The organism is Flagellatimonas centrodinii (assembly GCF_016918765.2).
GTDB lineage: Bacteria > Pseudomonadota > Gammaproteobacteria > Nevskiales > Nevskiaceae > Polycyclovorans > Polycyclovorans centrodinii.
Genome location: NZ_CP092104.1, coordinates 2,872,711 through 2,887,401, shown reverse-complemented (window position 1 = coordinate 2,887,401; position 14,691 = coordinate 2,872,711). Strand labels below are relative to the sequence as shown.

General features: G+C 65.2%; 14 protein-coding genes. 4 read left to right on the top strand and 10 right to left on the bottom strand.

Features of this window, described 5'->3' with window-relative positions; all coding sequences use genetic code 11:
• Window positions 1-15: 15 nt before the first annotated feature.
• The 4 genes from JN531_RS13900 to JN531_RS13885 form a co-directional block, all read right to left on the bottom strand.
• Complete coding sequence (locus tag JN531_RS13900; protein WP_228349457.1) at window positions 16-1,488, bottom strand: hypothetical protein; 1,473 nt, start codon at window positions 1,486-1,488, stop codon at window positions 16-18.
• Window positions 1,489-1,510: 22 nt separating this feature from the next.
• The gene (gene aspS, locus JN531_RS13895; RefSeq protein ID WP_228349456.1) at window positions 1,511-3,340 is read right to left on the bottom strand and encodes an aspartate--tRNA ligase; all 1,830 of its coding nucleotides are present in this window, start codon (window positions 3,338-3,340) and stop codon (window positions 1,511-1,513) included.
• A 100-nt stretch (window positions 3,341-3,440) separates the two neighbouring features.
• Window positions 3,441-4,085, bottom strand: coding sequence for a DUF502 domain-containing protein (locus tag JN531_RS13890; RefSeq protein WP_228349455.1), 645 nt, complete (start codon window positions 4,083-4,085; stop codon window positions 3,441-3,443).
• A 26-nt stretch (window positions 4,086-4,111) separates the two neighbouring features.
• Complete coding sequence (locus JN531_RS13885) at window positions 4,112-4,591, bottom strand: FmdB family zinc ribbon protein (protein ID WP_228349454.1); 480 nt, start codon at window positions 4,589-4,591, stop codon at window positions 4,112-4,114.
• On the opposite strand from JN531_RS13885, the gene JN531_RS13880 reads away from it, so the two are divergent.
• Entirely contained in the window at window positions 4,590-5,477 is an 888-nt protein-coding gene (locus JN531_RS13880) for a DMT family transporter (RefSeq protein ID WP_228349453.1), read from the top strand. The two genes, JN531_RS13885 and JN531_RS13880, sit on opposite strands and share 2 nt — an antisense overlap.
• On the opposite strand, the gene JN531_RS13875 is transcribed toward JN531_RS13880, so the two are convergent.
• From JN531_RS13875 to grxD, 3 genes are all read right to left on the bottom strand, one after another.
• Window positions 5,478-6,248 (bottom strand): competence/damage-inducible protein A, encoded by a 771-nt coding sequence (locus JN531_RS13875; protein ID WP_228349452.1) that lies wholly within the window; start codon window positions 6,246-6,248, stop codon window positions 5,478-5,480.
• 79 nt (window positions 6,249-6,327) lie between these two features.
• Window positions 6,328-8,100: an isocitrate dehydrogenase (NADP(+)) gene (gene icd / locus JN531_RS13865; protein WP_366522381.1), complete on the bottom strand. Its 1,773-nt coding sequence runs from the start codon at window positions 8,098-8,100 to the stop codon at window positions 6,328-6,330.
• Between the two features lie 181 nt (window positions 8,101-8,281).
• Window positions 8,282-8,611, bottom strand: coding sequence for a Grx4 family monothiol glutaredoxin (gene grxD, locus JN531_RS13860; protein WP_228349451.1), 330 nt, complete (start codon window positions 8,609-8,611; stop codon window positions 8,282-8,284).
• 188 nt (window positions 8,612-8,799) lie between these two features.
• On the opposite strand from grxD, the gene JN531_RS13855 reads away from it, so the two are divergent.
• The 3 genes from JN531_RS13855 (at window position 8,800) to nadC (ending at window position 11,219) form a co-directional block, all read left to right on the top strand.
• Entirely contained in the window at window positions 8,800-9,375 is a 576-nt protein-coding gene (locus tag JN531_RS13855) for a superoxide dismutase (RefSeq protein WP_228349450.1), read from the top strand.
• 70 nt (window positions 9,376-9,445) lie between these two features.
• Window positions 9,446-10,348 carry an ornithine carbamoyltransferase gene (gene argF, locus JN531_RS13850; RefSeq protein ID WP_228349449.1) on the top strand — a complete coding sequence of 301 codons (903 nt, stop codon included), beginning with the start codon at window positions 9,446-9,448 and terminating at the stop codon, window positions 10,346-10,348.
• 10 nt (window positions 10,349-10,358) lie between these two features.
• On the top strand, window positions 10,359-11,219 hold the full coding sequence (gene nadC, locus JN531_RS13845) for a carboxylating nicotinate-nucleotide diphosphorylase (protein ID WP_228349448.1): 861 nt from the start codon (window positions 10,359-10,361) through the stop codon (window positions 11,217-11,219).
• Here the strand turns inward: nadC and murI are convergent.
• The 3 genes from murI to sppA are packed head-to-tail and all read right to left on the bottom strand — an operon-like array spanning window position 11,209 to window position 14,638.
• Window positions 11,209-12,009: a glutamate racemase gene (gene murI / locus JN531_RS13840; protein WP_228349447.1), complete on the bottom strand. Its 801-nt coding sequence runs from the start codon at window positions 12,007-12,009 to the stop codon at window positions 11,209-11,211. The two genes, nadC and murI, sit on opposite strands and share 11 nt — an antisense overlap.
• Window positions 12,006-12,791 carry an alpha/beta fold hydrolase gene (locus JN531_RS13835; protein ID WP_228349446.1) on the bottom strand — a complete coding sequence of 262 codons (786 nt, stop codon included), beginning with the start codon at window positions 12,789-12,791 and terminating at the stop codon, window positions 12,006-12,008. The genes murI and JN531_RS13835 overlap by 4 nt, the downstream gene beginning before the upstream one ends.
• A complete protein-coding gene (sppA, locus tag JN531_RS13830) occupies window positions 12,791-14,638 on the bottom strand; it encodes a signal peptide peptidase SppA (protein WP_228349445.1) in 1,848 nt (615 codons plus the stop codon). Before sppA ends, JN531_RS13835 begins: the two co-directional genes overlap by 1 nt.
• Between the last annotated feature and the right edge of the window lie 53 nt (window positions 14,639-14,691).

Here is a 14,691-nt window from a genome sequence, read left to right as displayed (position 1 = left end):
ACAAATAACGCCGCGTCAGCCTTCGCTGTCGTCTTCGCCGTCATCCGGCTCGACACACTCCACCGTGTTGTCATTGGCGAACAGGCGGGTCCGTACCTCGAGCTCGTCATCGGCCACCGGCACGGCGGTAATGAAGGTGCAACCGGGCTCGTCGGCAATCACCTGCGACAACCCTGCATTGGCAACCTGCGAACTGATGGCGGCGACGGTGGTGTCACTGCTGCGCCAACTGACATGCCGGGTGATGTCCTGGGTCTGCTCGGAGATCTCGTCGGCGAGAAGATAGGTGCCGGCGGCATTGAACTGCTGGCGCATCGAAAAATCGACAATAGCGTCCTCGGGGCTGACAACCACCGCTTGCAAGGTCCCTTCGACAATCTCGACATTGAGGGTGTTGCTGGTCACCTCGGGCGGCGGCTCCGGGTCCCCTTCCTGAGCGGCCTCGCCGCCGCCGAAGGTGGCCGAGACCTGCAGCGGGATCCCGTCATCGGTCGCTTGCAGGGCACTGAGAATGTTCCGAACCCCCAAAAGGCCGAAACCGGCCTTGTCGGTGATCTCGTCTTCTTCCAGCCCCGGCTCGAAAACGGTGAACCGCGTCGCCGACTGCTGAGACAGATTCTGCGTGCCGTCGGCCGGATCGGCGAAATGTCCGATCAAGGTATAGGCCTCGCTGGTGTTCCGCAGCAGCGGAGGCGCGGCAACCGGGTCGCCGGTTCCCTCGTCGTTGGCCGCAAATTCTCGCGAAAGTTCGAGACTGTCAACAAACTGGAAGTTGACGTCGGCTCGCAGGTCTTCCGGGTCCACCGTTGGCGGTAACTGGTCGGGCTCGAAGCAGGCGCTGAACTGGGCCTCAACGGTGAAGGGGCCGCCCTCGGCAAGCGCGACGACGACACCGTTGGCGCTACCAATGACGCCGACCTCACCATCGACAGGCTCCCCCATGTTGTCGAGCAGACGCCACCGCACCGAACTCGTGGCGTCAACCGAACGTCCATCCTGCACCACCGTGGCCGTGAAGTTCTGGGCGGAGCCGACGGCGACCGTCTGCACGTCAGGCGCAATCGAAATCGAATCGGGGCCTTGCACCGTCACGTCGATGGCGTCGGTCAGCAGCGAGTAGTTCGCTGTGATTCGCGCGTTGCCCGGCGCGATCGGCACCAGCGTTCCGCGCGGATACACGAAGCCTTCACGACCCGGTACCGGCATCGTGCCGTCGCTGACCGCGACCACTGATTCGTCGCTGGAGCTCAGCTCAACCGGACGCACACCGAAGGTGCCGTCAAGAAAATTGATCGCCGAGCCATTGAGGAACGTCACCACAGCGGCCAAGCCACCCTCGCTGCATTGGTACAGAGTGGCGGACTCGGTGTCGCCGGTACTGCTGGAAAACAGCTCCAGCTTCACCGGCCGGTTGCCCTCGTCAATATTGCAGGCGGTCAGGCTCAACGCGGCCGTCAAGGCCAGAATGCTGGTTCGAATCAGACGCACCTTGGTGGACTCCTTCCGGGGATCAGGTGGGGGTAGCGTCAACAGGCGGCGCATCGCGCTTGGCCGTCGACCGAATATGCAGTTCACGCAACTGGCGACCATCAACCTCTCCAGGCGCACGTGTGAGCGGGCAATGGGCCGTCTGCGTCTTGGGGAACGCGATGACATCGCGAATGGAGCTGCCACCGGCCATCAACATCACCATGCGGTCGATGCCGATCGCCAGCCCGCCATGCGGCGGGGCGCCGTAGGAGAGCGCCTCGAGGAGGAAGCCGAACTTCTCCTGCTGCTCTTCCGGGCTGATTCCAAGCAGGTCGAAGACCGCCTGCTGGATATCCGGCCGGTGAATACGCACCGACCCACCGCCCAACTCGATACCGTTGACCACGATGTCATATCCCTGCGACACCGCATGGCCCGGGTCGTTCCGCAGCTGCTCCGCCGAATCGACACGCGGCGCGGTGAACGGATGGTGCGGACTGATCCAGCGTCCCGGCGAACCGCCTGCAACCGCAGGCTCGGCCTTGTCGTCCCACTCGAACATCGGCCAGTCGACCACCCACAGCGCCTTCCAGCCGGGCTGCGTCAGGCCGAGGTCATTGCCCACCTTGAGACGCAGCGCGCCCAGCGCATCGCACACCACCTGGAAGCGGTCGGCGCCGAAGAACAGGATGTCGCCGCTGACGGCGCCGGTACGCTCAAGAATGCCGGCAAGGGCGGCGTCGGACAGGTTCTTGACGATCGGGGATTGCAGGCCTTCGCGACCGGCGGCCGCATCGTTGACCTTGATCCAGGCCAGTCCGCGCGCGCCGTACTGGCCGACGAAGGCGGTGTACTTGTCGATCTCGCCGCGCGACAGCTTTTCGCCACCGCCGGGTACCCGCAGCACCGCCACGCGGCATTTGGGATCGTTGGCCGGATTGGCGAACACCTTGAAGTCGGAATCGGCGACCAGATCCTTGATTTCAATCAGCTCAAGCGGATTGCGCAGATCCGGTTTGTCGGAGCCGAACCGCGCCATCGCCTCGGCGTAAGGCATGTGCGGCAGGACACCCAGGTCGACGTTCATCACGTCGCGCCACAGTTGCACCACCAACCCCTCCACCAGTGCCATGATCTCGGGCATGTCGAGAAACGAGGTCTCGAGGTCGAGCTGGGTGAACTCGGGCTGCCGGTCGGCGCGCAGATCTTCATCACGGAAGCAGCGGGCGATCTGGTAGTAGCGGTCGAGGCCCGACATCATCAGCAGCTGCTTGAACAGCTGCGGCGACTGCGGCAGGGCGAAGAATTCTCCGGCATGGGTTCGCGACGGCACCAGATAATCGCGCGCACCTTCCGGCGTCGCCCGGGTGAGGATCGGGGTTTCGACGTCGACGAAACCGTGGGCATCCATATAGTCGCGGATCATCTTCAGCACACGGTGCCGAAGCCGCAGGTTCTTCTGCATCTGCGGCCGCCGCAGATCGATGTAGCGATAGCGCAGGCGGGTGTCTTCACCGACGCCCTCATCATCCAGGTGAAACGGCGGCGTTTCGGCACGATTGAGCAGCGTCACCGATTTGCCGAGCAACTCGATCTGACCACTGGCCAGTCCGGTGTTCTGGGTGCCCTCCGGGCGCGGCCGGACGCGGCCGGTGATGGTCACCACGTATTCCGAGCGTAGACGGTCAGCAGCGGCGAACGCTTCAGCCGTATCGGGATCGAAAACGCACTGCAGAAGGCCCTCGCGGTCGCGAAGGTCGATGAAGATCACGCCGCCATGGTCGCGCCGGCGATGCACCCAGCCGGCAACCGTCACGGTGTCACCGACCAGATCCTGTGTGACCTGACCGCAATAATGAGTCCGCATCATGTAGAAAAGCTTCGCCCTGTCAGGAACGCCGCCGGGCCCCGCCCAGCGGCAAAGCGCGCAAGTTTAGCCGGAATCGGCGTGTCCGGTCGCTTGTGGCAGCCTATTGCGGGTCGTCGACCGTGACGCCCGCAACGCCAACCACAGGCGGCGGACGGGCCGCCGGATGCTCCGGCGTGACCACCCCCAGCGAGATGATCAGCCGCATCGCCTGTTCGACGCTCATTTCCAGCCACAGCACATCCTTGCGCGGGACCATCACGATGTAGCCCGATGTTGGATTCGGCGTGGTCGGCACAAAACAGGTCAGAACGGCCTCGGCGGTTTTGTCCTGGACCTCGCCGATCGGCTCACCGGTGACGAATGCGATGCTCCAGAGCCCTTTGCGGGGGTACTCGATCATGATCGGCTGACGGAAGGCGTTGGAAGACTCCGAAAACACCGTCTCGGCCAGTTTTTTGATGCCACCGTAAACCGACCGGATCAGCGGGATGCGCCCCAGCAGCGACTCGCCCCATCCCAATGCGCGGCGACCGACGAAATTTGCCGCAAGGGCGCCGGTGCCCAACACCAGCACCAGCGAGAGGATGACCCCCAGGCCGGGGATCTGCGGGCGCCAGGCGGCGGGAATCAGGATCAGGCTGGCGTCCAGCATGCCCATGAGAAAACGGATTACCACCAGCGTGGCGCCCAGTGGCAACCAGACCAACAGGCCAGCGATGAACCATTTTCGCAACAGACTCTGCACAGAGAACTCCAGGGTGGCGGGTTAGGTTAGCGGTCGGCGGACGGCGGACGGGTCGGCGTTGGCGCTGGCGCCGGGCTTGCACTGGCAGCGGGCTTGGCCGCTGACGCTGCTTTGTCAGCCGGCTTGCCCCCACTGTCGGCGGCTTTGTCTGACGCCTTGTCGCCCGCCTTTTCCGGCGGTGAATCCGAGACCAGGTTGCGCTGGTTATCCTTCTTGAAGTCGGTTTCGTACCAGCCACCGCCCTTCAGGCGAAACGCCGCGGCCGAAACCTGGCGCTGCAGAATCCCGTCCGGGCACTCCGTGCAGGCCACTTCGGGAGTTTCTGACATCTTGTGCATGATCTCGCGGGCGGCACCGCAGCGGGGACAGCTGTATTCGTAAATGGGCATGGTCAGGATTCTGGTTGGGACACCGCCCCGGATGCTGGGTTCAATCCCGGCCGATTCAAGGGGCAGCAGAGCATACCCCGTCCCGTCGTACACTCCGCATCTTTTGATGGCGGACATGTCCGAATCGCTTCGACGCGGCGCCCTCCATGCCATCCAGGCGGCGCTGGGGTTCTCGCTGGCAGGCGCCCTGATCAAGGCCGCCTCGGCACAGATGCCCAATGAAATGGTGGTGTTCCTGCGCTGTGCCGTGGGGTTGCTGGCGCTGCTGCCCTGGGTCGCGCACACCGGGCTGCGCACGGCGGTCGCCACCCGCCGCTGGGGCGGTCACCTGCTCCGGGCCGCCTTCGGTGTCGGCGCGATGTACTGCTTCTTCTACGCCATCGCGCATCTGCACCTCGCGGAAGCGATGCTGCTGACCTACTCCACCCCGCTGTGGATTCCGTTCATTGCCTGGGCCTGGATCGGCGAGCGACCGCCCTGGCGGGTGTTCCCGGCAATCGCCATCGGCCTGCTCGGCATCGCCCTGATCGTGCAACCCGGGCGGGCGCCAGTGGACCCCCTGGCCGGCATGATCGGGATCGCTTCGGGCCTGCTCGCCGCCTGCGCGATGGTCGGCATTCGCCGCATCTCCGATACCGAGCCGGCGCCGCGCATCGTCTTCTACTTTGCCCTGCTGTCGACACTGATCACCGCACTGCCGCTGCTGTGGCGGTGGCAGACGCCCAGCCTCGAGGGTGGACTGCTGATGGTCGCAGCCGGCCTGTTCGCCACCCATGCCCAGCTCAACCTGACGCGCGCCTATGGCTGCGCCCCGGCGGCCCTCATCGGCCCCTTCACCTATCTCTCGGTGGTGTTCGCCGGCGCCCTCGCCTGGGTGATCTGGGACGAAACCATGGACCCCTGGTCGCTGCTGGGGGTGGCGCTGGTGGTGTTGACCTGCGTGCTTGCCGGATACGCCGGCCGCAAACCCCCGACCACCGCCAGCCTGCCGCCGGCGCCCTGATCAGGCGGGCGGGGGTGCCAGCGGGTCGCGCTGGAGATCGGCGAAGTCGCGGGCCAGGCCGGACTCGAAGTGGCGATACGCCCCGGCGGCGAGACCCTCCGTCCCCCGAAAGCCGAACTCGATATGGCGCGGACGATCAGCACCGCCCCGGCTCGGCAGGCTGGACAGCTGCAGGCCGGGATACCGGGCCAAGGTATCTTCCATCAGGTCGAGCAGGTCCCCTTCACTGGTGGTGCCGACCACCCGCAGGCGGAACTCCACCGGCGGTGTCGCGTTGTGCAGATGGGGGTAGCGGGTGTCCAGCACCCAGGTCAGCATGGGCCAGGCCATCTCCGGGAACCCGGGGACGAAGTGCGCATTGCCGACCGAAAAGCCGGCCACCCGATTCACCGGGTTGGGAATGAGGCTGGCGCCCTGCGGGAAGTCCGCCATCAGCACCCGGTTGGGCAGCGCCCGCTCGCCGTACTCGGCGATGATCAGCGCCTCGCCTTCGGTGTGTCGCAGCAACGGGCGCTCAAACGCAGCGGCTGCGGCCTGGCGGGTGCGGTCATCGGGCGTCGCCCCAATCCCGCCACAGCTCAACAACAGCTCGCCATTGTGGCGCGCATCGCGAATGGCGGCGGCAATCTGCCGCTCGTCATCGCCGACAAACCGGGCCTGATGCAGACCCAGCCCGCGCTCGCCAAGCAAGCCGATGACGAACGGCAAATGCCGGTCCTGGCGCTTGCCGCGCAGGATCTCGTCACCGATGACCAGCAGGGTGATATTCATCCCCAGGGCCTGGTGAACGCCGGGACCGGCCGCGTGCCCGACGCGGCGGACACGCGGCTGCGCGTCATACGGCAAGCCCTCAGTTGGCGTCGACCGCCCAGCCGAACTTGTCGACCGTGGCGAAGATATCCTGCTCGGTCACGATGCCGATGATCTTGTCCCCCTGGCTGACCGGCAGCCGCGAGAAATTGCGGTCGGCGATGATGCGGGCGGCCTCGCGAATCGAGGTTTCGGCCGACACCGACTCCACCGGCCGCGTCGCCACATCGGCAACACGGGTGGTCGCTGGGTTGTGCGAACCCCGGACGATCTTGGTGACGATGTCGCGGCGAGTGAGAATGCCCCAATCACCGGCGGCATTCGGCTCCACCACCACCGAGCTGACGTCGTTCTCGGTCATCACGTGCATCGCCTGCTCCACCGTCTCGCCATCGGTGACGGTGATCAGCGAGCGGGTCATCAGGTCGCCTACGGTATGCGGCACGCGGCCGGTATCCAGCATTTCCTCCATCGGCTGCAGCAGCCGTCGAATTTCGCGCTGTTTGCGTTCCTTGGCCAACTGCTCCTGCTGGGCACGGCGCTTGGCCTCGACATCCACGCCACCTTCGATGCGCTCGATCAGCGCATCGGCAAACTGGCTGGTGCCGACTTCGGTGGCACCGTCAATCTGCCGGGCAAAGTCATAGGTGACGATGCCGTCGAGTACCACTTCCGGATACACCAGGGTGATCAGGTCGGCCGCTTCTTTCCAGCCCATGTACTCGAGCATCATTACGCCGGAGAACAGCAATGACCCGGGGTTCACCTTGTTCAGGTTGGCGTACTTGGGCGCAGTGCCATGGGTGGCCTCGAACACGGCAACGTGATCGGCAATGTTGGCACCCGGCGCGATCCCCACCCCACCCACCTCGGCGGCGATGGCGTCGGAGAGATAGTCACCGTTCAGGTTCATCGTCGCCAGCACGTCGAACTCTTCCGGCCGCAGCAGCATCATCTGGAACATGATGTCGGCAATGCGGTCCTTGACCACGATCTTGCCGTCCGGCTGCTTGCCCTTGTACTCGTTGTAGAGCTGCTCTTCGGTGATGGTGACGTTGCCGAATTCCTCGCGCGCCACCTCATAGCCCCAGTTGCGGAAGGCGCCTTCCGTGAACTTCATGATGTTGCCCTTGTGCACCAGCGTGACCGATTCGCGGCCGTTGTCGATGGCGTACTGGATCGCCTTGCGCACCAAGCGCTTGGAGCCGAACTCGGAAATCGGCTTGATGCCGATGCCGGCGCCCTCGAAGAACCGCGCCTTCATCTCCTCACGGAGGAACTTGGCCACCTTCTCGTTCTCGGGAGTGCCGGTCTTGTATTCGATCCCGGCGTACACGTCCTCGGTGTTCTCGCGGAAGATCACCACGTCGACCTTGCCCGGATTCTTCAGCGGACTGGGAACCCCCGCGTAGTGCCGCACCGGGCGGACGCAGGCGTAGAGGTCAAGATCCTGGCGCAGGGCCACATTGAGACTGCGAAAGCCGCCGCCAACCGGCGTGGTCAGCGGTCCCTTGATCGATACCACCAACTCCTGCAGCGCCTGCAGGGTCTCGTCCGGACAGTAGTTGCCGTCATAAAGCTTGGAGGCTTTCTCGCCGAGATAGGTTTCACACCAGTGAATCTGGCGGCTGCCGCCATAAGCCTTGGCGACGGCTGCGTCCCAGATCCGCAGGCAAGCCTTGGTGATGTCGGGGCCGATGCCATCGCCTTCGACGTAGCCGACAATCGGCTGGTCCGGCACCTTCAGCCGCCCCTCCTCAATGGTGATCTTCTCGCCCTGGGGGGGGATCTTGATGTGCCGGTATTCAGTCATGGGATGGCGGCTCCTGTCCGTCGCGTGGGGATGCAGATTGCTTCGGCCGATCATAGCACCGGGGCGACGCCCGCCGGTTTGGCGGACATGCGGCGAAAGGTGTATTGCGGCCAGCCGATATTCCCGCTGCGTCCAAAAAAAACGCCCGCGCGAGGCGGGCGTCGAATCGATGCGTCAGCGCTCAGGCCGCTTTCTGTTCTGCCACGGCTTCGTTGAGCATGTTCTGCAGCTCGCCGGACTGGTAGAGGTCGAGCGTGATGTCGCAGCCGCCGATCAGTTCGCCTTTCACATACAGCTGCGGAAAGGTCGGCCAGTTGGCGAACTTGGGCAGGGCCCGGTAAATCTCTTCATCTTCGTAGATGTTGACGAAGGAGAAGGGAACCTCACAGGCTTTCAACGCCTGTACCGTGCGGGCTGAAAAACCGCACTGGGGGAAGTCGGGCGACCCCTTCATGTACAGAATCACCGGGTTGTCGGTGACCTGCTGTTTGATGCGTTCCAACGCGTCCATGTGAAATCTCCGAGGCGCGGGTTGTCGAGCCCCCTATTATACGGGACCCGATGACACCACGGTGGCGGCCTGACTGCGCCGTCAGATCGTGGTTTCGGTTGAAAAAGACCCCTGCCTCCCCTACCCTTGCGACCGCCAGTAGGCCGCCGACCGGCGGCACACCAGCCCCACAACAGGAGAGCGTTCCCATGGCGTTATCGCATCCCGAACTGCCGTATCCGCGCGAGGCCCTCGAGCCCCACATGTCCCGCGAAACGCTGGACTACCACTACGGCAAACACCACAAGGCCTATGTCGACAACGGCAACAAGCTGATCGCCGGCACCGAATTCGAGGACATGAGCATCGAAGACATCGTCAAGAAGTCTTCGGGCAAGATCTTCAACAACGCCGCGCAGGTGTGGAACCACACCTTCTTCTGGCACTGCCTGACCCCGAACCAGGCCGCGCCCGGCAAGAAACTGACCGATGCACTGGTCAAGCACTTCGGCGGCCTCGAAGATTTCAAGAAGCAGTTCACCGACGTCGCGGCCGGCACCTTCGGCTCCGGTTGGGCCTGGCTGGTCCAGACCGCCGACGGCGGCCTTGAGATCGTTTCCACCATCGGCGCCGGCAACCCGATGACCGATGGCAAGAAGCCGCTGCTGACCTGCGATGTATGGGAACACGCCTACTACATCGACTATCGCAACGCCCGCCCGACCTATCTGGAGCACTTCTGGGCTCTGGTAAACTGGAACTTCGTCGAGCAGAACCTCGGCTGATTGACCAGCGAAACGGACGTTGTATCGGGGCCGCGCCGGGTGCGCGGCCCTTTGCTTTTGGGAGAAGGGCATGCCCCGCCATCTGCTGAAACTGTCGGATCTTGAACCCGCCGAGGCGATGGCGATCGTGACCCGTGCGCAAGCCCTGCGGGCGCGCCCGCCGGTGGCCGAACGTCCGTTCGCCGGCCGCACACTGGCCATGATCTTCGCCAAGAACTCGACGCGAACCCGCGTCAGTTTCGAGTCGGGCATGGCGAAGTTCGGCGGTCATGCATTGTTTCTGCAGACCGGGACCACGCAGATCGGTCGTGACGAGCCGCTGTCGGACACCGCCCGCGTGCTGTCACGCATGGTCGACGCTGTGATGATCCGCAACGACTCTCAAGCCGATCAGGCCGCCTTCGCACGGCACGCCACAGTGCCAGTGATCAACGGTCTGTCGGACCTGCACCACCCCTGCCAGTTACTGGCCGACCTGCAGACCTGGATCGCACATCGCGGCAACCCGGCCGGCAAGACGGTGGCCTGGGTTGGCGACGGCAACAATGTCTGCAACTCGTGGATCGAGGCCGCCACCCTGTTCGATTTCACCCTGCGGATCGCAACGCCGACGGGCTACGAGGCCGATGCTGATCTGATCAACCGCGCCGGAAAGCATGTGAACATCGTCACCGATGCGGATCAGGCCGTTCAGGGCGCAGATCTGGTGGTGACCGATACCTGGACCAGCATGGGGCAGGAAGCCGAGGCACTCGAGCGTAGACGGGTGTTTTCCGACTATCAGGTGGATGCGCAGCGGATGACCAAGGCGGCGCCGGGGGCCTTGTTCATGCACTGCCTGCCAGCCCATCGCGGCGAGGAAGTGAGTGCCGAGGTCATTGAGGGTCCCCAGTCCGTGGTCTGGGACGAGGCCGAGAACCGCCTGTGGGCGCAGATGGCGCTGCTCGAGTTCCTCTGGGCGCAGGGCAACTGACGTCATCACCATGGTCCCGTCCCTACCCGCCTATGTGACGACGCTCGAACAATCCGTTCGATTTGCATTGGCCGAGGACATGGGGTCAGGCGACTGGACGGCCCGCCTGAGTGACGACCGCACCGCACGCGCACGCGTGTTGTGTCGAGAGACTGCTGTGGTCTGTGGCCGCCCCTGGGTGAACGAAGTCTTTCGGCAGCTGGACCCGGCCATCGTGGTGGATTGGCAGGTGACGGAGGGCGCACGGGTGGATGCCGACACCGTGCTGTTCACCCTCGCCGGCCCCGCCCGTGCCCTGCTCACGGGGGAGCGCACGGCGCTGAATTTTCTGCAGACCCTGTCCGGCACCGCCACCACCGTCGACCGTTATGTCGCAGCCGTCGCCGGCACCGGCTGCCAGATCGTTGACACCCGCAAGACCCTGCCGGGGCTGCGCCAGGCGCAGAAATACGCCGTGCTCTGCGGCGGCGGCCACAATCACCGCATCGGGCTCTACGACGGCATCCTCATCAAGGAAAATCATATCGCTGCGGCCGGCGGCATCGAGGCTGCCATCAGCGCCGCACGGGCGCTGGACGCCGGCGTGCCGCTGATGACCGAGGCCGAGACGCTGGACGAGGCACGCGCCGCACTGGCCGCCGATGTCGACCTGTTGCTGGTCGACGATTTCCCCTTCGACACCCTGCGTGAAGCCGTCCGCCTGACGCGTGCGCACCGCGCTGCCGGTGGCAGGACCGTGGTCGAGTATTCGGGCGGCGCCACCCTCGACACCGTGCGCCAATACGCCGAATGCCGGGTGGACCGAATCTCCGTCGGCAGCATCACCAAGCACCTGCAGGCCATCGACCTCTCGATGCGATTTATCGACTGAGCGGCGCCGTTTCACCCTGAGCGTCGAACCCCAAGCGCAGCCGCATCGCCCGAAAAGCCACATCGTCGCCTGTGCCGCGCCAGCGGATGCTGCCACCATCGCCTCGCGGATTGCGCAATCCGGTCTGCTCCAGCACCCGCAAGGTCTGGCGCGCCACCGCCGGGCCGGTCTCGAGCAAGGTCACCGCCGGGCCGACGCAATCAGCAATCACCGGACGCAGCAGCGGGAAGTGGGTGCAGCCGAGCACCAACACGTCGCAACCGGCGTCGATCAAGGGTTGCACCGCCGCGCGTACCTGCTGCCGGACCACCGGGCCGTCGAGGTCGCCGGCCTCCACCAACTCGACCCAGCCGCGGCAGGGCTGGGTGAGCACCTTGACCCCCTGAGCGTGTGTGGCCACCAGGTGCTGGAACTTGTCGCCCGCCAGACTGCCCTGCGTTGCCAGCACGCCGACGACACCGGAGCGGGTCAACGCGGAGGCCGGCTTGACGGCGGGCTCCATGCCGACAAAGGGGATGTCCACTGCCGCGCGCAAGGCCGCCACGGCGGCAATGGTGGCCGTGTTGCAGGCCACCACCACCAGCTTGGCCCCCTCGGCGCGCAGCGCGTCGGTGACTGCGAAGGCGCGATCCCGGATCTCCGCCTCCGGGCGCCCCCCATAGGGGCAGAAAGCCTGATCGGCAAAGTAGATGAAATCCTCGCCCGGCAGCAGTGAACGCAGGGACTGCAGGACCGTCAATCCGCCCAGGCCGGAATCGAATACCCCGACCGGGGCTGTCGTCGCGCTCATGCGTCGAGGAACGCCAGCAGCACGGCGTTGAACGCTTCGGGCGCTTCCATCGGCAACCCGTGACGGCAGCCGGCAAACCAGTGCAGACGCCCGTTCGGGAGTGCAGCCGCGTACTGCTCGACGCGGTCTGCGTCGAAGTAGTCATGCTCCGCCCCGATGAGCAGCGTCGGCGTCTCCAGTGTCGGCAAATGCGGCTGGGCATTCCAGCGAGTGAGGGCCGACAGGGCCTGCAGATAGGTCTGGCGCCGGTTGTGGCGCCCGCGGGCGATGACCTGCTCGCGCAATGCGGCCTGATCCGCCCGCGGGAACATGCGGTAGGCGCTGAGTCGCGCCAACCGGGCCGGCCCCAGTACCCGCATCACCAGGCGGCGGTAGGCCACTTCGAGCCGCTCGCGCAGGGTCTCGGGCTGGAACGAGGGCAGGCTGTTGGCCACAACCAGCTTGCGATACCGTGATGGCGCTCGCAGCACCGCCTGCAGCGCTACGGCGCCGCCCATTGAATGACCGACGATCGCCACCGGCGCGTTCGGGGACACCGCATCGACGAGCGCTTCGACGACGGCCGCGTAGTCGTCGATCTGGAGTGGCCGTCCGGGTGCCGGACTGTCACCGAAACCCGGCAGGTCAACGGCGATGACGCGATAGCGCGTGGCCAACGCCGGCACCTGAAAGCGCCAGTCGGCATGGCTGGCACCGAGACCATGGACCAGCACGACCACCGATCCGCGCCCCTCATCCCGATAGGCCAGGGTTCCACCGTCTGCCAGTTGGAACTGCTGCATCAGGGCACCGCGCGGGTCCCCACGCGAGCCTGACATTGGCAGTGCGCGTAGCGGCCCCGAGGGTCGGACAACAATTGCGCCGGCGCAACCACCGGTGCCATCGCCGACCGCAGCCATGCGGGGACAACGGCCTCGCCCATGAGTCGGACCAGACCGCCGGTGAGCTGCTGCAGAAAGCGGCTGGCAAAGTCGGTCCGCGGTGCGAAGTCTTCCAGCACCCATCGATCCAGGCCGGCCAGCTCGGCGGCAATCGCGACGGCATCAGTCTGGTTGCCGAGCGCGTCAATCAACTGCCGCTCATGTGCGGCCTTGCCGCTCCAGACCCGGCCCTGCGCAAGCGGTTCGAGCGCATCCACCGACATCTGTCGGGCCGCCGCGGCGCGCTCGACAAACTCGCGGTATCCCCGGTCAACCTCGGCCTGGATCAGCACCCGTGCCTGCGGCGACAGCGGTCGATCAAGACGGAAGGCACCAGCGAGCGACGTGGTCCCGACACCATCGGTATAGATCCCGGCCTTGGCCAGCGTCCCTTCAATCGTCGGCAGCAAGCCGAAGATGCCGATCGAGCCGGTGATGGTTTCCGGATGCGCGAGCACCCGGTCGGCGTCCATCGACACCCAATAGCCACCACTGGCAGCGACATTACCCATCGACACCACCACCGGCTTGCCCTCATCGCGCAGGTGTACCACCGCCCGACGGATCTGCTCCGATGCCCACACACTGCCTCCGGGCGAATCGACCCGCAGCAACACCGCCGCCACCTCCGGTGTGCGCCGGGCCTGATCCAGCAGGTCGGCGATGGTGTCACCGCCGGCCACGCCGATGGTGCTGACACCGTCCACGATTTCACCCTGAATCACCACCCGAGCAATCATCGGCGCTTCGGCGACGGGTGGCTGCTCACGGTCGTGGGTCGTCAGATAGTCGAGAAAATGAATCTGGCGGAAGCTGCCATGGTCGTCATCCATGCCCACTTGCTCACCCATCCGGGCACGGAAATCACGCAGGGTCTCGACATGGCTGACCAGTCCCCGCGCCAGCGCCACGTCCGCCGCCGCCGCGCCACTGCGAAGGTCGCCGGGCAAGGCTTCAATGAAGGCATCGACGGCCCCCGGCTCCAATTCGCGCCCGACCGCAACGGAGGTGCCGTAGGCTTGCCAGAGATCGCCCAGCCAAGCGCGATTGGCCTGCCGCGCCGCCGACGACATGTCGTTGCGGATGAACGGTTCGACCGCCGATTTGAACTCGCCGACCCGGAACACGTTGACCGTAATACCCAGCTTGTCAGTCAAGCCCTTGAAATAGTTCTGGTAGGTGGACAGCCCTTCGAGGGCCACCATGCCCATCGGATCAACCACTACCTCATCGGCGTGGCTGGCGGCGAGATAGCCCAACTGGTCGTACCAGGCGGAGTAAGCGACGATCTTTTTTCCGCTCGCACGAAACCGGGCCATGGCATCGACCACTTCGCTCATCTGCGCCAGGCCACCGCCCCACAGCCCATCGAGCTTGAGCACGGCGAAGGCGATACGGTCGTCGGCAGCACCGGCATCAAAGGCATCGATAACGTCCCGCAGCGCGGTCTGCGGCGGTGGGGTGCCGTTGAGCTGATCGAGCAGCGCCATCGCCGGATCAATCTCAAGCTGGTCGACCAGCACACCGCTGGGCGCCACCACCAGTGCCACGTTGTCCTCGATCGGCGCCGTCGGCGGCCCCGACCAGATCAACCAGAGGCTGAACAGAAACAACACCAGGCTCAGCAGGATGATGGCTTTGTAGAGCCCGACCACCACCGACCATGCGGTGTTGAAGACGCGGCGGATCGGCGATTTCGATTGGGACATGAAGATTCCGGACGGCAGCTTGAAAAGCGTGAGTTGGGCCGCAGTTTACGACC

What these genes read in the sequence shown, in the direction of transcription:
- aspS (WP_228349456.1), bottom strand. Translation starts at nt 3,340, where the DNA reads ATGATGCGGACTCATTATTGCGGTCAGGTCACACAGGATCTGGTCGGT.
- JN531_RS13880 (WP_228349453.1), top strand. Translation starts at nt 4,590, where the DNA reads ATGTCCGAATCGCTTCGACGCGGCGCCCTCCATGCCATCCAGGCGGCG.
- JN531_RS13885 (WP_228349454.1), bottom strand. Translation starts at nt 4,591, where the DNA reads ATGTCCGCCATCAAAAGATGCGGAGTGTACGACGGGACGGGGTATGCT.
- JN531_RS13875 (WP_228349452.1), bottom strand. Translation starts at nt 6,248, where the DNA reads ATGAATATCACCCTGCTGGTCATCGGTGACGAGATCCTGCGCGGCAAG.
- icd (WP_366522381.1), bottom strand. Translation starts at nt 8,100, where the DNA reads ATGACTGAATACCGGCACATCAAGATCCCCCCCCAGGGCGAGAAGATC.
- grxD (WP_228349451.1), bottom strand. Translation starts at nt 8,611, where the DNA reads ATGGACGCGTTGGAACGCATCAAACAGCAGGTCACCGACAACCCGGTG.
- JN531_RS13855 (WP_228349450.1), top strand. Translation starts at nt 8,800, where the DNA reads ATGGCGTTATCGCATCCCGAACTGCCGTATCCGCGCGAGGCCCTCGAG.
- argF (WP_228349449.1), top strand. Translation starts at nt 9,446, where the DNA reads ATGCCCCGCCATCTGCTGAAACTGTCGGATCTTGAACCCGCCGAGGCG.
- nadC (WP_228349448.1), top strand. Translation starts at nt 10,359, where the DNA reads ATGGTCCCGTCCCTACCCGCCTATGTGACGACGCTCGAACAATCCGTT.
- murI (WP_228349447.1), bottom strand. Translation starts at nt 12,009, where the DNA reads ATGAGCGCGACGACAGCCCCGGTCGGGGTATTCGATTCCGGCCTGGGC.
- JN531_RS13835 (WP_228349446.1), bottom strand. Translation starts at nt 12,791, where the DNA reads ATGCAGCAGTTCCAACTGGCAGACGGTGGAACCCTGGCCTATCGGGAT.
- sppA (WP_228349445.1), bottom strand. Translation starts at nt 14,638, where the DNA reads ATGTCCCAATCGAAATCGCCGATCCGCCGCGTCTTCAACACCGCATGG.